This is a genomic window from Psychrobacter aquimaris (assembly GCF_016107525.1).
GTDB classification, from domain to species: domain Bacteria; phylum Pseudomonadota; class Gammaproteobacteria; order Pseudomonadales; family Moraxellaceae; genus Psychrobacter; species Psychrobacter aquimaris.
Map to the genome: position 1 here is coordinate 1 of NZ_JABASR010000007.1, position 24013 is coordinate 24013.

The window sequence follows — 24013 nt, forward strand, 5'->3', positions numbered from 1 at the left end:
TCAAAGATATTCCGGTAGATGTGCTAGCCAAATATGACTTTAGTGCCATTCCCTTGTTTATTTTAATGGGCGTTTTTGCCACTCATTCAGGGATGGCAGGTAAGCTATTTGAAGCTACACGAACTATTTTCGGTGGGGTGAGGGGAAGTCTTGGTATTGCAGGTATTGGTTCCTCTGGTATCTTTGCGTCTATCTCAGGTTCATCCTTAGCCACAGCTTCAACTATGACTAAGGTTGCGCTACCGCAAATGGAGAAGTATGGCTATCAGCCCGGCTTTGCCTGCGGTATTTTAGCAGCGGGTGGCACGTTAGGTATTATGATCCCGCCCAGTATAGCCTTACTGGTCTACGCCATCCTAACCCAGCAGTCGGTTGGTGATATGTTTATCGCAGGTTTCTTGCCGGGTATGTTAGGGATGGTGATGTACTCAATCACTGTCATGATTATGGTGCGCTGGAAACCGCATCTGGCAAAGCGCGGTGAGAAAACGTCTTGGAAAGCCAAGTTTGTATCACTTACTGGTTTGATCCCTTTTAGTTTTATCTTTGTTGTGATTATCGCTGGTATCTTCTTTGGGTTGTTTACCCCGACAGAAGGTGCAGCCGTTGGTGCCTTTGTCTCTTGGGCTTATGCGTTCGTGAAAGGCATGCGCATGGATGGGTTAAAGCAGTCCTTGATTGAGACCTTGGCGCTCTCTGCAGTGGTGTTCTTTATGCTCTTGGGCGCAGAAGCCTTGGGTTACTTTATCTCAGTGTCGCGTTTGTCTTATACGTTGGCGTCTTGGATTGGCGGTTTGGCGGTCAGTCCGATGATTGTGCTGATCTGTATTTTGATCATGTATTTCCTGCTGGGTCTGTTTATGGATGCGCTAGCGATGCTGGTGATTACCATTCCAGTGGTGTATCCGATTATTCTAGCCTTAGGGTTTGATCCGGTATGGTTCGGTATTATTGCGGTGTTGACGGTGGAATTAGGTTTGATTACGCCGCCGATGGGTATGAATATCTTTGTGATTAAGGCGATGGCACCGCATATTAAGCTGTCCGATATGTTCCGCGGGGTGGCTCCTTTTATTGTGTCGGATTTGGTTAGATTAGTAATCTTGGTTATGTTCCCTGCGATTTCGCTGGTGTTGTTGAGTTGAGGTCTGTCACTTAGATTGCGAGCGCACTTTATTATCAGCCTTGTCATCTTAGTGCCTAATATTATTCACAATGCTGCGTGTTGTTATGCGTAGCATTATATAGACCTTACTTTATAATGGCGTAGTCATACTTCATTTAGATCACTATATTTAGATATGGTGCAATGCTCTCGTTTGGCAAGATTACGACAGGTGAGTCTGTGTCAGGTCTCGATTTGCCGCATATTGGTTTTGTACAATTAGCGAAGAGTATGGGATATGAAGGAACACTTATAAAGGCGTATTTACCAAAAGCAATTGATGAAGCAGTCAATACATCAGACTTTTATCTGTTAGAGATTATTGGCCCAAATACAAGCGAAATTTAGGAAGCGATCTTGTGTGATGTGCTAAGTGTGATGTAAGCAAAAAGAATCAGTCATTAATAAGGGAATATAGATGAAAAAGACGATTTCAGTATTGGGTGTCATGGCCTTAAGTTGGAGCAGTTTTGTACAGGCTGATACATACATAGTAGATAGTTATGCCGATGATAATTCACAAGGAACACTACGCTGGGCTATTGAACAATCTAATATTAACAACACGCAAGAAAATGACATTTTAATTCAAGCTGTTGGTAAAGCACCTTATATTATTCAAGTTAATAAACCATTGCCACCAATAAAATCTGCAGTAAAAATTATTGGAGCGCAGTGGGCTAAAACAGGAGAGTATATTGCAATTGATGGTTCGCAATATATCAAGGGCGAAGGTGCGAAAGCGTGTCCAGGAGCTAATCCTAAACAATATGGAACCAACGTGCGTACAATGACCTTACCTGGACTGTTTATACAAGATATTAATGGTGTGACGTTAAAGGGTTTAGATATTCATCGCTTCTGTATTGGTGTGTTAATTAATCGTTCAAGTAATAATCTAATTCAACATAATCGCATTAGTAATAATTATGGTGGATCAGGTGTTATGCTTACTGGCGATGATGGTCAAGGTAATCCAACTTCAACGACAACTAACAACAATAAAGTGTTGGATAACTTGTTTATCGATAACGGTGACGGTTTAGAGCTTACACGTGGTGCAGCATTTAACCTTGTAGCAAATAATGCTTTTATTTCGACCAAAGCTAATCCAGAGCCTTCACAAGGTATTGAGATCTTATGGGGCAACGATAATACTGTGGTTGGTAATAAATTCGAAAATTATTCTGATGGTTTGCAAATTAACTGGGGTAAACGTAATTACATCGCATATAACGAATTAACTAACAACTCGATTGGATTCAATTTATCGGGCGATGGCAATATTCTTGATAGTAATAAAGTGCATGGTAACCGTATCGGCATTGCGATACGTTCAGAAAAAGACAGTAATGCCCGTACTACTTTAACTAAAAACTTAGTTTGGGATAATGGCAAGGAGATTAAGCGCTGTGAGGCAGGTGGTTCTTGTGTATCAGGTCAACGTTTAGGTTCAATTATCTTTGCGGTTCCTGGATTAGAACATGCTGACTTTGTTGGCTCTCGTGGTGGCGGTGTGGTCATCGAAGCTGCAAAGCTGCAAAAAACCTGTACCCAGTTAGGTCAAAAAAATTGTAATAGCACACCCAACCAAGCCATTCAGACACCCACGCTAATTGTCAAAGAAGGCATAATCGTAGCAGAAGTCAATGTGCAGCCGAATCAGAGTTACCAGTTAGAATTTTTTGCTAATACTCAAGCAGCTTCTCAAGAAGCTGAAAAATATCTTGGATCGAAAATGGTCACAACCAATGCTAGAGGAACAGCAGAGGTATCTTTAAAACCTGTAACTGGCATGGCCACGGTGACAGCGACATTAACTAATCATCTAGGTGCAACTTCTGAGCTCAGTGCGCCTATAGTTGTTCCTTAAGGCCATGTTCTATATTGAAAAACACCATGATAACCTTTTAATGTCATCATAGTTTTTATTTGTGAGGAATAGTAAATTGTATTTTAAAACTACGTATTTTGAGACCAGTTTTAATCGTTATGTTCAGATGTATGTATTCAAAACTCTTGGAAGTATTTGGCCATATCGATGCGCTAGTTAACGATGCAGGACTCGGTTTATATGCGTCGACAAAGGATATTGATACTGTTTCTTATCGTGAGCTTCTTGAGCTTAACAACTTAGTGCTTCTGACTAGACGCAAGCTGGTTGAAGAAGGGCAAAACGCTGCTGAAGCGGAAATAAGCAATATTGGCTTGGCGGCTCGCTCTCCCGAATGTGTAGAAGAAAAGATTCTTGGCTTAATCCGAACAGGCGAGAGCCAAGATGATCTGGTTACTAAATAATATGGGGGTGGTAGCCTTCTATAAATATACTTTCTGATGAGGTTAAAAAAGACTTATTTTATTTTAGATGATCGTAATCAAAGTGTAATATATCCGCAAATAGTAGTTATAGCCTTATCCAATAATATTATTGACAGTTGTTTTGGGAGGCTATAAACCACGCAATGAGATTGAATAAGCTATTAGATATAGAGGAAGTTGGAACGCATGAATTATGAAGCGAGAATTAAACAGATCGTTGAAATAGCCTACGATCGTCTTTGCGGGAAAATAACAGGCCAACGAATCAAAGTGTCCAATGAGGCTTCCTTACAGTTACAGTTTGCGTCAATTTTAAAAACAATTGGCGAACTCTACGAGGAAACGCCAAATGAAATATTCAATATCGAAATCGAGAAAAATGTCACGCTGAGCGGTGGTACATTTTTTAAAAGTAAAACCGACAAGGCTAAAATCGATATTTGGTTTTCGCTAGAGAATGTTAAAAGTGGTGAGAAACACTCTTGTGCTATTGAGCTTAAATATTTCAAGAAAGTAAATTACCGTGAGCCAAATAATCGATATGACGTCTTCAAGGATATCCATAATCTCGAGCGCTATGGAAACTTTGTAGATGTCGGGTTTCTATTGGTGGCCACTGATCATTCTCATTATATCAATCAACAAAAATTTTCTGAGGATACTAAAGATTTCGATTTTCGAGAAGGTCAAAGTTATAGTGCTGGTACGGAACTTGTCTATAGGACTAAAAATCCATATGGGCCACCTATCATTTTGAAAGGCAGCTACGATTTCGTGTGGCGACCCGTCGAAACAGGCCTAAGCTTTCTATTCGTTCCGGTAGCACCCTGCGAATGAAATCTAAAAACCTCCTAACTGACCATCGACTCTGTTAAACCTGCTATCGGGTATATTGTATGAATATATCCAATAGGATTATTAAATTGGTATGATCATTAACCAATAAAAAATAAATTGGCAACGTAATCAAATTACTTAGACAAAAAGTCTCTTAACTTGAATTGGGGTGAATATCTTTGTAATTAAGGCGATGGCACCGCATATTAAGCTTTCCGATATGTTTCGAGGAGTGGCACCGTTTATTGTGTCGGATTTGGTTCGGTTGGTGTTACTGGTAGCCTTCACGTCAATTTCGCTGGTGTTGTTGAATTAAGCCTTATTGATAGGGCTGAGTACGATGCAATGGTATTCGTGTCTTCGCTCAGTCCCTCATTTCTGTTTTATTGCCATGCCGCCTCAATGGCGGCATGGTTTTTTTTGGATTTTAAGCTCGTGTTGACAATAAGAGATTCAAGTAACGTGACTGATAGTATGAAGGGTAATGATTTTATGCTGACCTCACTATAAATACTGATGTTTGATATGTTGGTCTGCTAGAAACATATAATTTATTATCAACTAAGTTTATTAAATGGGATAGTTGTCATAGGTATTCGTAGAAATATTGTGTTATATATTTTGCCTTACTTATGATAAAACTGGCATTAACTCCTCATTTTATCAGTAAAATGGTAGGAATCATTGCTTTATATAGATATTTATTAATAATTAGAGTATTTAAATATTAGTTCCCTGTTAAAATAGCTTTACAAGTTATCAACTTTATTGATAATATTAAGTCAAGATCAGCAGCACGTTATTAGTCACTCTCTAAGCTAGTCTCAATTGCCTGCTTAAGAATTGATGTTGATTCTTTGAATAACGCTTATTTATATATCATCAGGAAAGTAATAACACATATCATGGAGCACACTATGTCAGATTATAAAAACCGCTGGACAACCGTCAAAGTAGAAGTGACCGAAAATATTGCTTGGGTGACTTTCAATCGTCCAGATCAACGCAACTGCATGAGCCCAACGCTCAACCGAGAAATGATCGACATACTAGAAACGCTAGAGCAAGATCCTGAAGCTGGAGTGGTGGTTATCACTGGTGAAGGCAGTGCATGGACAGCAGGGATGGATCTAAAAGAATACTTCCGTGAGACAGATGGCCAGCCTGAGATTGTTCAAGAAAGAACGCGTAGAGACGCCTGTCGATGGCAGTGGCAACTACTGCGCATGTACAGTAAACCGACTATTGCAATGGTAAATGGCTGGTGTTTCGGTGGTGCTTTCTCGCCGCTCGTGGCCTGCGATCTTGCCTATTGTGCTGATGAAGCCACCTTTGGTTTGTCAGAAGTGAACTGGGGTATTCCACCGGGCAATCTTGTGAGTAAAGCGATGGCTGATACGGTGGGTCACCGCGAATCCCTATACTACATTATGACAGGCGAACCGTTTAAAGGTAAAAAAGCAGCAGAGATGGGTCTTGTTAATAAAAGTGTCCCACTTGAGGAGCTAAAGGCGGAAGTAGAGAAAGTGGCAAAGGTACTGCTCGCAAAAAATCCAGTCGTGCTGCGCTATGCAAAAAATGGCTTTAAGCGCTGTCGTGAGCTGACATGGGATCAAAATGAAGACTATCTCTACGCCAAGATTGATCAGTGCGCTATGCGTGATCCAGAAAATGGACGCGCTGAAGGCATGCGTCAGTTCCTTGACGAAAAAAGTATTAAGCCTGGGCTACAAACGTACAAGCGGTAAGCGTCTTGCAGTTATAGACTTGTGAAATAACCGATTAAAAATACAATAATTTTTTTGCTGTAAAGCCCTTCTAGCAAAGGGCTTTCAGTATTTTTTTTAAATAAAAAATGAAAGATAAAATCTAAATAGCGTCTACTTCTATCTGGAAAAGGAACTCCAATATGTATCACGTCCAAATGATTATTAATGGTAAATCATGCCCCGCAACCGACAACAGTACCTTTGACCATATTGGCTCAACTACTGGTGACGTTGTCACCAAAGCAGCTGCTGGAAAGGCTGATGATGCAAATAAAGCGATTGAGGCTGCCGCCGCCGCTTTTCCAATGTGGTCAGCGCTACCACCGAGTGAAAAAAGAATACGGTTACTAAAAGCTGCCGATTTACTTGCCTCACGGGCAGAGGAGTTTATCAGTATCGGCATGACTGAAATGGGGTCAAGTGGTGCATGGTACGGTTTTAATGTGCAGGTAGCTGCCAATATGCTGCGTGATGCAGCAGGAATGGTCACTCAAATTCAAGGTGATATTATTCCCAGCGATGTGGAAGGTCGTATGGCGATGGCTTGGCGTGTGCCTTGCGGCGTAGTGGTAGGAATGTCTCCTTGGAACGCTCCTATCATATTGGCGACGCGGGCCCTTGCCATGCCATTGGCTTGTGGCAACACAGTGGTACTCAAAGCCTCTGAAAACTGCCCTGCTACTCATGAGCTATTGATCCAGACTCTAAATGATGCAGGTCTAGGCGAAGGGGTCGTCAATTTGGTGACGCATAGTGGCGAAGATGCACCAAGTGTAGTGACGGCTCTAATCGCACACCCAGCCGTCAAGCGTATCAACTTCACAGGTTCAACGCATGTCGGCAAAATCATTGCCAAACAATGTGCTGAATATCTAAAGCCAGTTATCCTAGAATTGGGAGGAAAAGCGCCCGTTATTGTCTGTGAAGATGCAGATCTCGAAGAAGCAGCCAATGCCATTGCTTTTGGTGCTTTTTTCAATCAAGGTCAAATCTGTATGAGTACAGAGCGTGTTTTGGTCAATGAGAAAGTTGCGGACAAACTGATTGAGTATCTTAAATTAAAGATTGATGGTTTTGTTACTGGTTTGCCAACGGACCAAGTACATATTGCCCATGTGATAAGTCAGCAAGCTGCTGATCGTATCAAGGCTCTGGTAAAAGACGCAGAAGATAAAGGCGCTAAGGCCATTACTGATTACACTTTTAACGGTACGGCTGTTAGCCCAATCCTGTTAGAGCATATCTCTCCAGAAATGCAAATTTATACGGAAGAGTCCTTTGGTCCTGTCTGTACCTTAGAGCGAGTAGCAGACGATGATGAAGCAATCATGAAAGCAAATGCCTCAGAGTTTGGGCTGTCTGCTGCTATCTTTAGCAAAGATATTGGACGCGCTATGAACCTTGCCAAACGCATTGAAAGTGGCATATGTCATATCAATTCTGCCACTGTAGACGATGAAGCACCTATGCCATTCGGCGGTGTCAAATCTAGCGGCTATGGGCGTTTTGGTAGTAAAGCTTCAATCAGCGAATTTACTGAACTTCGCTGGGTCACCATGCGTAGTACGCCAAAACATTATCCGATTTGATGTAAGGAAAAACAAAGTACGAAAAGGAAGCAAATAATTAGAAATAAAGGAATATTTCATGACCCAATTTACCTATCACAGCTATCCAGAACGTGCCGTTGCTGTCGGTAGCAGCGATGCTGTCGTTCACCAAAAGTATGATTCAGAAGGCGATATTCACTACATAAACGCTACCACACCGCTGGACGATTATCCCGATTTTTTATTTGATAAATTATACGACTATGCCAAAAAATATCCCGATAGAGTACTGATTGCGCAACGTGAGCTAAATGTCGCCACCAATGAGCGTGGCGATTGGGTCAAACTGACCTACAGCGATGTGTTAAAAAAGGCGCGTAGCATTGCTCAGGCATTACTTGAATATGATCTCTCAGAAGAGCGCCCGTTGATGATCTTATCTGAGAACTCAATTGAGGTGTTCTTACTCATGTGCGGCGCGATGCTGGCAAATGTGCCTTATGCCTTGGTCGTACCTGCCTATTCATTGGTGGCCAAAAAACCCGATAAGTTGCAGTACGTGATCGAAAAGCTCACGCCAGCTCTGTTTTATGCGGGTGATGGCAAAGGTTTTTTGCGTCAGCTCAAGGCTTGTGGTCAGATGGACAAACCGATCATCACATCGACGGGCAATATTGATGGCGAGCCGTGCCTGAATCTGAATGATTTGCTGGCAACTGAGGCGACGGATGCGGTTGAGCAAACCCATAAGCAAATGTCAGCAGACAGCATTGCCAAGTTCCTCTTTACCTCAGGCTCCACAGGCAACCCTAAAGTCGTGCCCACAACCCACCGTATGCTGTGTAGTAATCAGCAAATGCTCAAGCAAGGACTGTGTTTGATAGAAGAAGATCCACTGGTATTGATCGATTGGCTCAGTTGGCATCATACCTTTGGTGGCAGTCACAACCTTGGCATTGCACTATACAATGGCGGGACATTTTATATTGATGATGGTCGTCCTGTTGCCGGTAAGTTTGATGAGACCATTCGCAATCTTAAAGAAATCTCTCCCAGTAAGTACTTTAACGTACCCGTTGGGTGGTCGATGCTTGCCAATGCCTTAGAGGAAGATGAGGCACTGCGCGATAACTTTTTCAAAAAGGTCGATTTGTACTTTTTTGGCGGTGCCAGTTTATCGGCAGAGCTGTGGCAACAGCTGGGCGATATCAGCTATCAACACTGCGGCGAAAGAATCCGCATCATGTCGGGCATCGGTATGACAGAGACCTCACCGTCTTGTACCTTTACCACGGGTCTATCAAACGACACGGCAAGCTTTGTGGGCGTGCCTGCAGCAGGTGTTGAAATCAAACTGGTGCCGATGAAGGACAAAATAGAGCTGCGTATCAAAGGCCCCCATGTGATGCCAGGGTATTGGCGGCATGATACTGCCACATCCAAGGCAGCAGACAGTTTTGATGACGAAGGATTTTACTGCAGCGGTGATGGCGTACTGCCTTACAACCCTAACGATCTTTCAGAGGGCTTGGTCTATGATGGCCGTATCGCTGAGGATTTTAAATTAACCACAGGAACTTTTGTCAACGTGGGCGAACTGCGTAACCGTATGGTATTACAAGGTATGGATCTGATCGAAGATGTGGTACTGACGGGTGAAGGCAAAAGTGAAATCGGGGCTTTTGTGTTTGTAAAAGAAAAAGTGGCACGTAAGTTAACCGAGCTGCATGATACTGAACTTAAGCAGGTACTAGAGCATGATCGATTGCAGGCATGGTTTAGCCACTTCATGAGTACCATCAATGACGGCTATGAAGCCAGCTCAAAAATAATTGCCCGTATCTATTTGATGGAAACGCCGCCCAATGTGGTTGAAGGTGAGAAAACCGACAAAGGCACTCTCAATCAACGAAAACTGCGCAATAATAGAGTGAAAGAAACGGATAAATTATACGAAGACAAAGCAGATAAATTGAGGTTTTTGGCCAAATAGCTTAACATGACACGCTAGAGTGTGCCTTCAATCTGAACGAAAGTGCCTAAATGAGGACACGCTCTAGAATACCTAATACTGTCGAGCAAGGAAAATCCATTGAATAACATACAGTCAAGCAAGCCTACTGGCAATGCGCCAACCGTTAGCTATAGCGTTGGTAAGCTCGACAAGCTCGTTAGTCAACAGCTCAGTGAATTACTCTCAGAGTTGGATGTCAGTTTGCCCCAATTCACCATGCTATCAAACCTTCATCTGCATGGTGAAATGGCAAATGCTAAACTGGCGTCGCGATCATTTATCAGTCCGCAAGCCTCTAATCAAATCATCAAAACGATGGAAGAGAAGGGGTGGATCAGTAAAAGTGACGATCCCAATCATGGACGTATTTTACTGATTGGCTTGACGTTAGAAGGGCAAGCAGTGTACGAGAGATGTAAGGCAAAAGCGATGGATTTTGAAAATATGATGCTCGCGGGGCTGCCTGCTGAGAATGTTATGATGCTAAAAGCCACAGTACAGCGATTGATCGCGAATTTAAAACAAGAATCTTAAAACAAGACTAAAGAGACACTGAGATTTGATAGACCTTTAGCTTATAAGGACTTAAGTGGAAAGCCTCAGTAAAAGCAGAAATGAACCGATACGTTGTCATAAACGTATCGGTTTTATTTTAAGCTAATAATAGTGCGGTTTAGAATGATGACTGCTTAGAATTTGTATTTGGCCATCACCTCGACTTCTTGACCTTTTAAGCGCCATGGTAGGGTGGTATCGCTGCGATCGCGCCACTCAATACCAACATCAAGATCGGGTAAGTAGGTATAAATAAGGTTGGCACTTTTTATATCGATTGAGTTGTCAGCCTCATCATCCACATTGACCTCACCATAGCGCATGTTACCGCGCAGTTTTGGCGTAAAAGTATGACTATAGCCGACGCTAAAGCCCGTTTGCGAGACAAGCTTACCATTCTCGGCATCACAGTTGACACTGACTGGAGTGAGCGCTCCTGTGGTACACACGCCTGAGTATACCCCCATACCTTTGCCAGTATAGACACTACCATGTAGCGACCCATCTCCTAGCGTGAGCTTACCCGCTAATGACGCACCAATACCGATGTCTGAATCCGAATCATCTTCAATACTTGTACCCGCTTCACGGCCAGTCACGGCGGCAGTGTAGCCAAAATCGGCGATATTGTCGCTATAGCTGACAACCATATCAGGTAAGTTGGCATCGTCATAGACAGGATCTTGCGCGGTCACCCGTAGTCCGTCATTCACATAATGAAATGTTAGGTCTGGACGAACATAAAGCCCACTACCAGCGATGGTACCAAAGCCTGTGCCATAGAAATCAAGCTGTTCCGTGAGACGCGGGGCAACGGCAAAAAACTGACCGCTCCAGGTCTTACCTACCGTAAATTTGTCATATTGCATAAAAGCGTGGCGTAGCCTTAATTCAGGCGTGCCGCTATCATAGCCCGTAAAATCGCCATAAAAATCGCCTTCAATAAAGCCTGTCAGTTTTTTGTTATCAACGAGCGTAGTTGCTTTGAGATTAATTCTCGATTCTCTGATATTGCCTTCAAAATCAGAATCTTTGTCATCGGGCGAAATAAATATCCCTTCAGCTTTAATATATCCCCCGATACTTAGCGTTGTGTCCCCGTCAGTCACGACATCTATTGCTTGTACATGGGTACATAGGGATAAGGTGGATACCGCAAACAACACCGTTTTTAGATTACGCATATACGTCACACTCCGTGTTTATTTTAAAACCAAAGTCACACGTGCTAAAAATCACGCGCGCTATTTGCCACTGCTTATAGCGACTTTAGCCTATAAAAAATAGTGCAGATCATGTCATCTGGCACTAACCAATTCCTTTTGTTTTCTACTTTTATGCGCTAACCACAGCTCTTTAACGCTCACTCTTTACTGTTTACTTTCTCAAGAATAACGCACACTCACATGACATCACGGCGGGGCACAAAGCCTTATTATTCGCCGTATGATGATAGCGGTGTATGACAGAGAGAGATGAGACAGACGTTTGAGTACCTATGACACGTACTACTGAACGCGTAGTAAACCCCCTCATGATTGATAGGAAAAATGCAGTTGTTTACCAGTTATTAAGGTTGTGTTAACGCCTATTACAAGATAGCAACTTATCTAAATTATTGTCAAGCTTCTTTATAAAATAGTTTGACATATTTATATTATAAACCGTATTATGTACCAATATTAAGGGGTTTATAAATTTATAGATGAATTTTAAAAGTTATATTATAAAGAAGGTTTATAATATAACGAGTGGTTACGTAGCGATTAAGGCTTTAAATAAGAGGGTGTATTTGAGTCGTCCGCTTTGTAATACAAGAAATAAATATGACGTCGCCCTCACTCTATTAATCAAAAGGATTTGATCATGTCTAGCGATAACGCGCATTTCAGAAATACTCGTACTAAGGCTACTCTCAACTTACGCCACGGCCTTTCTATGTTGGCATTATCACTGGTATTACCACTGAGTCTGACGGCTTGCAGCAGTGGCTCAGAAGCCAAAAATGGCGGCGCGGATGAGGTGGTAGTCTTGCGTATGTCACATTTCATGCCTGCACCATCGGCCATGAATGCGGAGATATTTGAACCTTGGGCCAAAAAAATCGAAGAAGAATCCAATGGTCGTATCAAAATCGAGAATTTTCCTGGATCTACACTCACCAAACCCTCTGATACGTATGAGGCTGTGGTAAACGGTAGGGTGGATATCGGCATACAGTTACAGGGTTACACTAGTGGCCGCTTTCCATTGTCACAAATCGCTGAATTACCAGGTCTATCAAACTCAGGGTCTCAGATGAGCTGTCTGATGCAGACGTTGTATGACAACGGGACTATCGCAAGCGAGTATGAAGATTCTCATGTCATATCGCTTTACGGTCTTGGACCTGGCGTACTTCATAGCACTAAATTGATTGCCAAACCTGACGACATGAAAGGCCTACGTATACGCCGCCCCTCTGCCGTGGCTGGTGACATCATAGAAAGTATGGGCGCCGCGCCAGTCGGGTTACCTGCGACCGATATCTATACCTCTTTACAGCGTGGGGTCATCGATGGGTTGAGCTTGCCTTGGGATGGCGTACCCATATTTCGTGTGAATGAGCTGGTCGACAATCACACCAATATCCCGCTTTATTCCTCTAGCGTGGTCATCAATATGAATAAAGAAAAGTACGATTCACTACCACCTGACTTGCAAAAAGTTATTGATGATAACTCTGGCATGGTCTTTGCCAAAAAAGTGGGGGAAATGCTGACTGAAGACGATAGGGAAGCTCTGCAAGCTGCCAAAGATGCGGGTAGTACTATTGTTGATATTCCTGATCCACTCAATGACCCAGCATGGTCAGGTCTCTTAAAACAAGGCACGCAAAAATACCTCAACTCTGTAAATCAAAATGGGGTCGATGCCGATGCAGTATATGAGAAGGTAAAAGCGGCTAGTGAAGCCTGTAAGGTATAAAAATGCTTGAGCAGATCATTACGCCCCATTATTTTATATTAGGTTTTATCAGAAGGAATATTTATGCATATCTATAATGCCCCGCTACAAGACATACGTTTTTTATTGACGGATGTTTTTGATGCCCCATCATTTTGGCAGGTCAACAAAAGCCTGAACCATATTGATATGGATACGGTGGATATCGTGCTTGAAGCATTGTCCAAGTTCACCAAAAATGTATTGCTGCCTTTGAATCGCAGCGGCGATGAAGAAGGGGTTGGTTTTTCGTATGATGAAGAAGGCTATGGCGCAGTCAGTACGCCGACGGGTTTTAAACAGGCTTATGATCAGTATAAAGAGGCCGGCTGGGTTGGCCTAGGGGCAACGCCAGAGTATGGAGGGCAAGGGTTTCCTAAAATGGTATCGATGTTTCAAGAAGAGATGATGTTTAGTACCAATCAAGCGTTCGCGCTTTACCCCAACCTTGCGTTGGGTGCAGGCCTGTGCTTATTGAAGTCAGCTTCCGAGTCACAAAAAGACAGGTATCTGGAGAAAATATACGCTGGCGAATGGGCAGGCACGATGTGTTTGACAGAAGCACATGCAGGGACGGATTTGGGCCTGATCAAAACCAAAGCCGTGCCCAATGACGATGGCAGCTACGACATCACGGGCAGCAAGATTTTTGTGACCGGCGGCGATCATGATTTGACAGAAAACATCATTCATTTGGTATTGGCAAAAACACCCAACGCCCCTGCAGGCTCAAAGGGTATTTCTTTATTTATTGTACCCAAATATTTGATTGAAAAAGAGGCTGATGGTGGCGACCGAATCGGTGCGCGAAACGCCGCTTCGGTGGGTTCTGTCGAGCATAAAATGGGCGTCAAAGGCTCAGCAACGTGCGTGCTCAATTTTGATCAGGCCAAAGGCTGGATGGTTGGTGAAGAATATACAGGACTTGCCTCTATGTTTCTGGTGATGAACTACGAGCGTCTGGCTATCGGTATGCAAGGCATTGCCGTCACAGAATTGGCGTATCAAAATGCTGCCGCCTACGCCAACGATCGATTGCAGTCACGTAGTGATTCTGGGATAAAAAATCCTGATAAATTAGCAGACGCCTTGATTCATCATGCTGATATACGCCGCATGCTGCTTAATGCCAAGTCTCATGCCGAAGTGTCTCGCTGCTTTGCGATGTATGTTGCCAAACAATTGGACATTGCAAAATACAGTCATGACAAGCAAATGATCGACACGGCCAATGCGCGTGTTGCATTATTGACCCCGATTACCAAAGCCTTTTTGAGTGATAAAGGGTTTGAGGCAACGGTTGACTGCCAGCAAGTATTTGGCGGGCATGGTTATATCTGTGATTGGGGGATGGAGCAAATCGTACGCGATGCACGCATTGCCCAAATCTATGAAGGTGCAAACGGCATTCAGGGGCTAGATCTACTGGGGCGCAAAGTTGCCAAAGATGGTGGTGCCATGCTGTTTGATTTTTTAACTGAAATACGCCGTTTTATTGCCAATATGTCAGGGGAACATGGCATCAAGCAAGCCACACTGACTGCGGCTGATGACCTTGAGCGCATGACCAATACATTATTAGGTAATATGGATGAGCGGAGCGATGATGTGAATGGCTGTGCGGTCAATTATCTACACGCCACTGGGTATCTGTGTTTTGCTTATATGTATGCCATGATGGTGGCGGCCAGCCAGTATAAAAAAGGGGCATTTTATGCCAATAAGCTTAAATTGGCAGACTACTTTATCGATCATGTGTTACCGCGAATGCAAACGCATATAGAGATGGCTCAAGCGGGTAGCCAATCCATGATGGCGTTTGATTTGGCCTATTTTGAACCTGCGTGATCCAATGGCAAATATCAGTTTGTTATCTATTCGCTTAACGATGCATTGACTATTAACCAGCAGTTTTTATTATGATCGACAAGGAGTATGACCTGTCTAGCTATAACAATCTGAATATGAACTATATCGCTGGAGAGTGGTGTGATGGCAATTAGTGACGAGTAATCCATTTACCGGTGAAGAGATTGCGACCTTTAAAGCGGCAAGCCTAGAGGATCTCAATGACGCGTATGTCGCACTAGAAAAGGCGCAGCAAGAATGGAGCATGACCAACCCTTACCCCATGAGTTATATCATCGAGCAAGCCGTGTAAGTCCTTATCAATCGCCGTGAGGAATTAATTGATATGCTGGTGCGTGAGACGGGCTCCACCGTCATTAAAGCCAGTATCGAAGTCGATGCCTGTGTTGGGACGATGAAGGTAGCGGCAGAATATCCTTTCTTACTAGAAACGACTGTTGCGCGCTTTGCCATTCCTGACAAAATTAATCACATAATTCGTAAGCCTGTCGGTGTGGTGACCGTTATTGGCCCTTTTAATTTTCCACTGGTGTTGGCCATACGTTCGGTTGTTACGGCATTGGTAAGTGGCAATGCGGTACTACTAAAGCCCGCCACTAATATGCCTATTAGTGGCGGGGTCTTACTGGCCAAAATCTTTGAAGAGGCAGGACTGCCAGCTGGCGTACTATCCGTCGTTGTGCCTAAAGCTTCCGAAATCGGCGATGCGCTCTACACGCATCCTATCCCATGTGTGATCTCCTTTACTGGCTCAACTGAAGTGGGGTAACGTATTGGTCAAAAGCGGGTCGCGGTATTAAGCGCTCTATTTTGGAGCTGGGCGGCAACAATGCGTTTGTCGTCCTTGACGATGCTGATGTTGATTATGCGGCGCGTTCGGCTGTCTTTGGCCGATTTTTACATAGTGGTCAGGTTTGCATGTCAGCCAACCGTATTATCGTTCATGAGTCTATCTTTGATGACTTTGCAGCGAAGTTTGTTAAATATACCAAAGGACTTAATGTCGGCGATCCATCACGACCTGATGTGTTGATCGGACCTTTGATTAATGAGCGTGAAGCAGTGCGTGTAGAGCAGGCCTTACAACAAGCACTACAAGAAGGTGCTGAAATGCTGCTTGAGGGTAAACGTGACGGCGCACTTGTGTATCCGTATGTCCTAAAAAATACCAATGATGGCTATTCTGCTTGCACAGAGATGTTTGGCCCTGTCGCAACGCTAATCTCACATAGCGGTGATGAGGACGCTCTGCAAATGGCCAACGATACCGACGATGGACTAAGCGGTGCCGTACACTCAGCCGATATCGCACGCGCACAGAAGTTTGCAGCTGGATGAAGGACGGGTATGGTGCATATCAATGACCAGAGTGTCAACGATGAGCCACGTATTGCCTTTGGCGGTGAGAAGGCATCAGGTATCGGGCGCTTCGGCCGTCATATCACGTTCGATGAGTTCACCACGTATCAGTGGGTATCGGTACAAACGGAGCAGCGCGCTTACCCAATCTAAAGAAAGGCGCTTTAGGCAATAGCGTAGTTCTATATCTACAAACCATGATGACCTTTTACGGTTGTCATGGTTTTGTTTTGGGTGATTGAAAGTTGAGGGTTTTTGAGACTAGTTTTAATAGTTGTATTTAATAAATGTGGGTAAGATAATAAGTTATAAAAGCTAAAGTGTATTATGTTTATTCATGTTAGCCTTTATCGTTTAGTTAATTGACAAACTAATTATGGCTCTGGCTTCGAAATAAGCTAATCCATGAAAACGGAGGCTAACACCGTGTGGTATTCACTATATCTATGTGGTTATAAGTAATTTATATCGAGTTGAATCATAGTAAGGATACAAGAATGCTAGAAGAGGAATATATCGAACAATTTAATGGTCACGACGTGCCAGAAGCTCTTTTGTCTCTGCTTCAATTTGCCAATGAAAAATCAAAGATGGATTACTTTTCTGATGGTTTTGAATTCTCTATAAATTTGGATAAATGTGGACTTAAAACCTACTCAGAAGATGAAGGATTTTTAAGTTCTATCATTGAATTTGCAAATGCAGATGGTACTGGGTCAACGTATGGTTTTTGGCTTAAAAATAAAGATAATAACCTAATTGAAGCACCAGTAGTTATCTTTGGAAGCGAGGGAGGCTTTCACGTAGTAGCTAATAATATCAATGGCTTATTGCAAATACTGACATTTGATTCGGAGCCAATGGTTGATTGGGATAGTCTGTATTACTATAAAGATCCTGATGATTATGAGCCTAGTGCGAAAATCGAGTCTTACCGTAGTTGGCTTAAAAATACTAGCTCTTTAGAAACCATCACTAACGCTGATGCGCTAGTTGAACTTGCTCAAAAATATCATCAAAAAGAATTCAAAGATTGGATGGCTAAGTTCTATCAAGACTAGTAGTAACCGCAGGTTCACATATAACAAGCACATGAGCAATGTTTTATCGCTAACTCGGTAAAAACTGAAATTGCTATGGAAATTGTGGTTTAAACAAATCAATTAATTACGTCCTTCAATAATCGGGTGCATTTTTGCTACCCCCAGTTATTAGTACATTACATTACTAAGGTAACTTATGAGCACTGAACTAGAGAGTCGATTGGTATTTATTGATACTTCTGCATATGAAAGTAAAAATTACCAATTTAATGAACATGTGCTAGGCAAACTTTGTGATTTTCTTGAATCTGAAAGGCTTCATCTCCTTATTACTCAAATTACGATTAATGAAATAAAAGCTCATTTATTATCAAAATCGGAAGAATCAGCAAGAGCTATAAAGAAAGTACAAAAAGATGCAATGTTCTTAAGAAATGCACCTGATCTTGCTTGTCACGGCATTTTTGAGAAAGTCAAAGCCGAAGATATTCATAAAATTGCTTTAGAAAGTTTTGAAAATTTTCTTGATAAGAGTTCATCTGAAATTGTTGACATAAAAAATGTTGATGCTTCGATTGTTTTCGATAAATATTTTAAATCAGAACCTCCCTTTGGAGGAGCAAATAAAAAATCTGAATTTCCTGATGCATTTGTTCTCGAAGCTGTAGCTAAAGTAAGTAAAGATAGGGGGCATACTTTATATGTTATCAGTGATGATGGTGATATGGAGAAATATGCGGACACTTTAGATAATTTGATTCATTTAAAGAGGGTTGATGACCTCTTGGATTTAGTTGTTCGTAATGAAGAAGAGTTAAAAGAACCTGTCAAATTTGCAGATAGTATTCTTGAACAGCTAGAAGAAAAATTAATTGAAAGTGTCAAAGAGATAATTAGCTCATCAGAATTCTATTCAGATGAGGCGAATGAGTTTGACGATGAAATATACCAAATAGATATTGAGTCTGTTTGTATAAATCATAAGAATATAATTTCGGTATCAGATGAGAATGTTGAGTATGAAATCGATTTTGAGGTTGTTCTAAAGGCTCACTATTCAATTGCTGATTACGATCGTTCGCCGTGGGATCCTGAAGATAAAGTTTATATGTTTGTGCTGCATAACGATATTGTGAAAAAACATACTGAAGTGTTTTCGGCCTATGTGAATATTGATTACATGGACGGAATAAGAGCTAATGCTGAAGTTTCAGAATTAGAATTCATTGAATCAGTATTTGAACTAAATGAAAATAATAGTGAAATAATTAGCGTGAGATATTTAGATTTAAGCGATAAATAAAAATCCAGTTAAGTGAAGTCGTGATATAACAAGAGGTTAAAGTTTCGATCATCTGCTCAGGTCACTAAGCCGACCTTCAAAACCTAAGCGATATGAACCTTTACTTCTCTTTTAATTTTACAAAAAATCATATTTGGAGTTTTAGCCACTTTTACGCTGAAAAGTACTCATTAACGGCTCCATTTATAACGACAAGGCTCAACTGGTTTTAACCAATTGAGCCAGTATTGCCTATACAGTTACTCTATCGGAGACGGCTTACCATGCGGGCTTGAGCGCAGATATTGTTTAGGCGCTTTTACTTTTGCACCAAGCTCTGCCGCCGCGTGCCAAGGCCAATGCGGGTCATAAAGTATGCCGCGTGCTAATGCAACCGCATCCGCTTGCTGCTCAGCAATAATGCTTTGTGCTTGTTGCGCTTCGGTTATCAAGCCCACTGCGATGACGGGTATAGCTACGGCTTCTTTTATCGCGGTTGCAAAAGGCACTTGGAAGTTAGCTTCCACAGGGATTTGCTGTTTTGGGCTAAGTCCTGCAGTGCTCACATGGATATAATCACAGCCTAACGCCTCCAATGCTTTAGCCAGTTCGATCGTTTGTGTAAGATCCCAGCCGCCTTGGGCCCAATCGGTTGCAGAAACACGCACACCTACTGGCTTTTCACTTGGAAATTCGGCTCGAACCGCTGTAAATACGTCAAGTAACAAGCGCATTCTGTTCTCAAGGTTACCGCCGTATTGATCATCACGTTTATTAGAAAGTGGCGATAAAAACTGATGTAATAGATAACCGTGAGCACCGTGAAGTTCAATTAAGTTAAGACCCAGCACATCGGCACGTTTTGCCGCATTCACAAAATCGCTTATTAATTCATCAATGTCATTTTGATCCATTGCTGTGGGTACAGTAGAATTTTCGTCATACGCGAGCGCCGATGGTGCCACCGTTTGCCAGCCATTTAACTGATCAGGGGCAATCGAACCGCCGCCGTCCCATGGTTTTTCAGTGGACGCTTTACGCCCAGCATGGGCAAGTTGGACGCCTATCGGCATCGGGCTGTACTGTCTGATTGCGGTTAGCGTTTTAGCCAGTGCTGCTTGCGTCCTTTCATCCCATAATCCTAAATCAGCATAGCTGATACGTCCTTGTGGATTGACCGCCGTCGCTTCTAAAATAAGTAGCCCTGCACCGCTCAAACTCATTTGGCCTAAATGGATCGTATGCCAATCGCTTGCCGCGCCATCATTGGCAGAGTACTGACACATGGGTGCGATGATAATACGGTTATCTAATGTTAGTTGCCCAAGTTGCAAAGGCGAAAAAAGCTGGCTCATGGTGAATCCTTAAAAAACGCGCCTAAAGACACGGAAGATAAAATGCAAAGCGATATAAATGACTTACATGATTACCGCTTGAATAGTTGATGGGGATGAATCATTATTTTTATAGGGTACATTTAAGTGATGCTAGCTAATATATAAATTACTCTCAATCATGTTTTTCATATGCAGTAGGCGCGGGGCAATATCTTCTTCTAGCTTGGTGCGACTCAAGATAAAACTTGGTGCGCCGCAGTTAAACGTGAGCAAACCTTCCGTCGGGTGCATCAGTGCAATGGCAACCGCATTAACATCTTTTTGCCATTCACTAATTGAAAAACAGTAGCCGTAATCTTCATAATCTTGGAAGGCTTTATCTAACCCTCGTCTGATCTTTAGCCAATCATCCTTATACTTATTACGAATCGCATTAAGGATGAATTCTTGCTCAGCAGGCGGCATGCTGGCTAGGCAAGCTCGACCCATCGAGCTTAAATGAATCGGCAAATATGAGCCGATATTGCGCTGCATGGTGGTACTACCAGCGCCTTGTACCACATTGAGATAGACCATCATCAACCGATCGCGAGTCGCCATAGCCACCGCACTATTGGCATAATCTGCCAGCTCCTCCATATAAGGGGTCGCGAGGTTATTGATGGAGATGTTGGTCATCATTGTATAGCCAAAACCAAGCACTCCTGTTGAGAGCTGGTACTTGCTGCTATTGGTAGACTGTTTTAGATAGCCTAATTTTACCAAAGTGTATGTCAGACGAGTGATGGTTCCTTTAGGAATACCTGTCAGCTGACTGAGGTCTTGATTGCCCAAATAAGGGCGCTGCGGGGTAAAGCAACGCAGCAGCTCGAGACCGCGAGCCAATGCAGTGACAAACTGTCTGTCGTTTTTGTCACGCATCTCTGCAATGGGTTCTAACAACTCCATATGCATCTCACTATTAGCGTTGTCATTGGCAAGCGTGTCATTCGTCATAGGTGGTCTATTATCCCCAATTAAGTTCATCCAAATATCGTTTATCGCTTTAATTATACTATATTAATGTATATTTATAGTCTCAGCATAGCACGATGCGGAGTTATTGTTTCGCTATGCGGTATGAACGGTAGTGATATTCGTCATAAGAGGCATTATCACGCCTCTTGAGGATCATACTGCTTTTCTTTAATAAACAAGGTCGGAATAAGACCGCATAAGAAGTACGCGCCTGCCATCAGCAATAAACCTGCACCGATAGAGTTATGCATCGCCATGTAGCCAATAGCGACAGGGGCAATCACAGAACCAAGTCGCCCGATATTGAATGCTCCACCAATGGCCGTACCTCGGATAGCCGTAGGGAAGCTTTCGGTCAAATAGGTGGCGTTGATAGCATAAGGGATGCCATATAAGAAGCCAAAAGTGATCATCAGCCAACCGATGTTTTCTGGAGTATGCATATAGACCAAAATAGGGATAAACAATGCGGTGCCCATGGTGCCAAAGGCAAAGACTATTTTTCGACCAATTTTATCCGCCATGAACCCAGCCACTACTTTGGCAAACATCATAGTGAGATAGGTACCTGCCATGTATAGCGCCATTTCTTTAAACTTGATACCCAGCTCAGTTTCTAGATAAGAAGGTAGCCAATTACTGACGCCAAAATATCCAAACAGTAAAAGTCCTGAACTCATTGACCACAATATAAACATGATGCGATGTTTGGGGTTTTCAAATATGGCTTTGTAGGGATTTTCAGCCTTTTGCAGTGTGTTTTTCTCGCCACTTAATTTACGGGCGCGAGACTCCTTCCAAGACTGTGGTTCAGGTACTAGGAAATACATGGATATTGAAAGGAGAATGGGCAAAAATGTTAAAAGATATAATGTACGCCAGCCATAGCTGGGAATGATCCATGCTGAAACACTCGTAATCACCAAAGACCCAAGCGTAAAGCCTGTCATGAGCGCAGCAAGCACAGTAGTTCGATGCTTAGTCGGCACCATCTCTGACATGAGCGTATTGGTCGCGATATACAAACTACCCAGACCCAAACACGCGAATACCCGAAGTGCTATAAATTGCTCATAGCTTTGTACAAATCCACTAAAGCCAGATAGGATTGAAAACAATCCAGTAGCCAGAACAATCACACGTACTCGCCCAAAACGATCACAGGCCCAGCCGCCAAAAACCCCACCAATCGCCATGCCAAACAATGACCAACTACCTAGCGCGCCAGCTTGTACATTAGATAATCCAAACTCTAGTTTTAGGCTAGATAAGGTAAAGGCAAGAATACCGATATCAGCGCCATCACATAATAAAACCAAGAAACAAAAAACAAAAGCCAGTTTCCAAGGTTGTTTTTGGGTAGCGCTTGCGCTTGGATCTGACGTTATAGCCACACTTTTCACAATGTATATCCTTATCGTTGTGAGAATCAAAGACTGAGCTTATGAAGAGGGAAGGACGGTATTCGCATCCTAGCAAATACCGCTGTGCATTTTGGTGGGTGAAAAAGTGCGCGTTATTACTCGCTGGCTTCTTTAATCATGTTGCGGGCAATAATGACTTGCTGGATTTGCGTGGTACCTTCATACAGACGATATAGACGGACATCACGGTAAAAACGCTCAATACCGTAGTCTGCGATATAGCCTGCGCCGCCATGAATTTGCACCGCTCTATCAGCCACACGACCACACATTTCGGTTGCAAACATTTTGGCACACGAGGATTCGGTCACGACATCTTTGCCCTCATCACGTAGACGTGCAGCGTCTAGCACCATGGACTTGGCGGCATAAATCTCTGCTTTTGAGTCAGCGAGCATACCTTGAATGAGCTGAAAACTGGCAATGGGTTGACCAAATTGCTTACGTTCGACGGCATAGTTGAGCGCATCATTCAGCATGCGAGTGGCGGCTCCAGTACTGGCTGCCGCAATGTGTAAGCGCCCTTTATCTAAGACTTTCATGGCAGTTTTGAACCCCACACCCTCGACACCGCCAATGAGCGCATCGGCTGGCACGACACAGTTATCAAAGATGACATCACAGGTATGCGCGCCTTTTTGCCCCATTTTTTTATCGATTTTGCCCAAGGTAATACCGGGGGTGTCACTCTCAACAATAAATGCTGAAATTCCACCAGAACGTTTGTTTTTCGGATCAGTGCGTGCCATGACAGTGAATACGCCAGCTTGCGGGGCGTTGGTGATATAACGCTTGGTGCCATTGATAATGTAAGTATCTCCATCTTTGATGGCGGTTGTTTTCAATGAGGCGGCATCTGAGCCTGACTCTGGCTCAGTCAAACAGAATGAACCAATGATTTCACCACTGGCTAACCGAGGTAGATACTTCTGCTTTTGCGCTTCAGTACCATCAATCACTAGGCCAGATGAGCCAATACCATTATTTGTCCCTATTAATGAGCGAAATGCAGGGGAAGTGCGCCCTAACTCAAATGCCAACGTCACCTCTTCTTCCATCGTGACACCTAGTCCGCCGTACTCTTCGGGAATAGTAAGTCCAAAAAGCCCTAACTCGCGCATCTGTTCAATGATGTCTTCTGGCAGACGGTCGTTTTCTGCAACCCAATGCTCCATAGGAACCAGTTCGTCGTTAACAAAGTTGCGAATCGTTTGGGTAATGTGGTCGAGGGTCTCTTTATCTCTAATCATGTGAATCTTCCTTGTTTGATTAATGCCTGTTTGGTTGATGACTGATAGTCATAACGGCTTTTTAACAGTGTTAGTAATGCGGTATTCAGTAATTAAGTAATTTGGTGACCTTGCTAAACAGCATAATCCATGGATTATTAAATTACAATACTTTTGGTTTAAAAAACCGCATTGCGGTATTTTTATGATAAATATTATATTTTTATTATATTATTTTTCTGATTTAACCAATTTTTAC

General features: G+C 42.9%; 20 protein-coding genes and 1 pseudogene. 16 read left to right on the plus strand and 5 right to left on the minus strand.

Features of this window, described 5'->3' with window-relative positions:
- The 9 genes from JFC10_RS07460 to JFC10_RS07500 form a co-directional block, all read left to right on the plus strand.
- The coding region (locus JFC10_RS07460; RefSeq protein WP_198332301.1) for a TRAP transporter large permease at window positions 1–1145 on the plus strand (1145 nt) is incomplete at its 5' end.
- Window positions 1146–1345: 200 nt separating this feature from the next.
- Complete coding sequence (locus tag JFC10_RS07465; protein WP_198332302.1) at window positions 1346–1513, plus strand: thiamine pyrophosphate-dependent enzyme; 168 nt, start codon at window positions 1346–1348, stop codon at window positions 1511–1513.
- Window positions 1514–1583: 70 nt separating this feature from the next.
- Window positions 1584–3038, plus strand: a complete 1455-nt coding sequence (locus JFC10_RS07470; protein ID WP_198332303.1) for a NosD domain-containing protein — start codon at window positions 1584–1586, stop codon at window positions 3036–3038.
- Between the two features lie 131 nt (window positions 3039–3169).
- Window positions 3170–3463, plus strand: a complete 294-nt coding sequence (locus JFC10_RS07475) for a hypothetical protein (protein ID WP_198332304.1) — start codon at window positions 3170–3172, stop codon at window positions 3461–3463.
- A gap of 207 nt (window positions 3464–3670) precedes the next feature.
- The gene (locus JFC10_RS07480; RefSeq protein WP_198332305.1) at window positions 3671–4321 is read left to right on the plus strand and encodes a hypothetical protein; all 651 of its coding nucleotides are present in this window, start codon (window positions 3671–3673) and stop codon (window positions 4319–4321) included.
- Between the two features lie 917 nt (window positions 4322–5238).
- Window positions 5239–6069, plus strand: coding sequence for a p-hydroxycinnamoyl CoA hydratase/lyase (locus JFC10_RS07485; RefSeq protein WP_198332306.1), 831 nt, complete (start codon window positions 5239–5241; stop codon window positions 6067–6069).
- A 161-nt stretch (window positions 6070–6230) separates the two neighbouring features.
- On the plus strand, window positions 6231–7679 hold the full coding sequence (locus JFC10_RS07490) for an aldehyde dehydrogenase (RefSeq protein ID WP_198332307.1): 1449 nt from the start codon (window positions 6231–6233) through the stop codon (window positions 7677–7679).
- Window positions 7680–7737: 58 nt separating this feature from the next.
- Window positions 7738–9633, plus strand: a complete 1896-nt coding sequence (locus JFC10_RS07495; protein ID WP_198332308.1) for a feruloyl-CoA synthase — start codon at window positions 7738–7740, stop codon at window positions 9631–9633.
- A 99-nt stretch (window positions 9634–9732) separates the two neighbouring features.
- Window positions 9733–10188, plus strand: a complete 456-nt coding sequence (locus JFC10_RS07500) for a MarR family winged helix-turn-helix transcriptional regulator (protein ID WP_198332309.1) — start codon at window positions 9733–9735, stop codon at window positions 10186–10188.
- Window positions 10189–10343: 155 nt separating this feature from the next.
- On the opposite strand, the gene JFC10_RS07505 is transcribed toward JFC10_RS07500, so the two are convergent.
- Window positions 10344–11393 carry a hypothetical protein gene (locus tag JFC10_RS07505; RefSeq protein WP_198332310.1) on the minus strand — a complete coding sequence of 350 codons (1050 nt, stop codon included), beginning with the start codon at window positions 11391–11393 and terminating at the stop codon, window positions 10344–10346.
- A 754-nt stretch (window positions 11394–12147) separates the two neighbouring features.
- On the opposite strand from JFC10_RS07505, the gene JFC10_RS07510 reads away from it, so the two are divergent.
- The 7 genes and pseudogenes from JFC10_RS07510 to JFC10_RS07545 all read left to right on the plus strand — a co-directional run bounded on the left by JFC10_RS07510 (window position 12148) and on the right by JFC10_RS07545 (window position 18768).
- Complete coding sequence (locus JFC10_RS07510) at window positions 12148–13176, plus strand: TRAP transporter substrate-binding protein (protein WP_227685998.1); 1029 nt, start codon at window positions 12148–12150, stop codon at window positions 13174–13176.
- 63 nt (window positions 13177–13239) lie between these two features.
- Window positions 13240–15042, plus strand: coding sequence for an acyl-CoA dehydrogenase C-terminal domain-containing protein (locus JFC10_RS07515; RefSeq protein ID WP_198332312.1), 1803 nt, complete (start codon window positions 13240–13242; stop codon window positions 15040–15042).
- A 154-nt stretch (window positions 15043–15196) separates the two neighbouring features.
- Complete coding sequence (locus tag JFC10_RS07520) at window positions 15197–15355, plus strand: hypothetical protein (protein WP_198332313.1); 159 nt, start codon at window positions 15197–15199, stop codon at window positions 15353–15355.
- Between the two features lie 6 nt (window positions 15356–15361).
- Window positions 15362–15832 (plus strand): aldehyde dehydrogenase family protein, encoded by a 471-nt coding sequence (locus JFC10_RS15005; RefSeq protein ID WP_265089986.1) that lies wholly within the window; start codon window positions 15362–15364, stop codon window positions 15830–15832.
- A gap of 20 nt (window positions 15833–15852) precedes the next feature.
- Window positions 15853–16575, plus strand: a pseudogene (locus tag JFC10_RS15010) (aldehyde dehydrogenase family protein); the annotation flags it as partial.
- Window positions 16576–16919: 344 nt separating this feature from the next.
- Entirely contained in the window at window positions 16920–17483 is a 564-nt protein-coding gene (locus JFC10_RS07540; RefSeq protein ID WP_198332317.1) for a hypothetical protein, read from the plus strand.
- Between the two features lie 178 nt (window positions 17484–17661).
- Window positions 17662–18768, plus strand: coding sequence for a PIN domain-containing protein (locus tag JFC10_RS07545; protein ID WP_198332318.1), 1107 nt, complete (start codon window positions 17662–17664; stop codon window positions 18766–18768).
- A gap of 239 nt (window positions 18769–19007) precedes the next feature.
- Here JFC10_RS07545 and JFC10_RS07550 read toward each other — a convergent pair whose 3' ends face one another.
- The 4 genes from JFC10_RS07550 to JFC10_RS07565 all read right to left on the minus strand — a co-directional run bounded on the left by JFC10_RS07550 (window position 19008) and on the right by JFC10_RS07565 (window position 23775).
- Window positions 19008–20102 carry an NADH:flavin oxidoreductase/NADH oxidase gene (locus JFC10_RS07550; RefSeq protein WP_198332319.1) on the minus strand — a complete coding sequence of 365 codons (1095 nt, stop codon included), beginning with the start codon at window positions 20100–20102 and terminating at the stop codon, window positions 19008–19010.
- A 132-nt stretch (window positions 20103–20234) separates the two neighbouring features.
- The gene (locus tag JFC10_RS07555; RefSeq protein ID WP_198332320.1) at window positions 20235–21080 is read right to left on the minus strand and encodes an IclR family transcriptional regulator; all 846 of its coding nucleotides are present in this window, start codon (window positions 21078–21080) and stop codon (window positions 20235–20237) included.
- A gap of 158 nt (window positions 21081–21238) precedes the next feature.
- Entirely contained in the window at window positions 21239–22504 is a 1266-nt protein-coding gene (locus JFC10_RS07560; protein WP_198332321.1) for an MFS transporter, read from the minus strand.
- A 116-nt stretch (window positions 22505–22620) separates the two neighbouring features.
- Complete coding sequence (locus JFC10_RS07565) at window positions 22621–23775, minus strand: acyl-CoA dehydrogenase family protein (RefSeq protein WP_198332322.1); 1155 nt, start codon at window positions 23773–23775, stop codon at window positions 22621–22623.
- Between the last annotated feature and the right edge of the window lie 238 nt (window positions 23776–24013).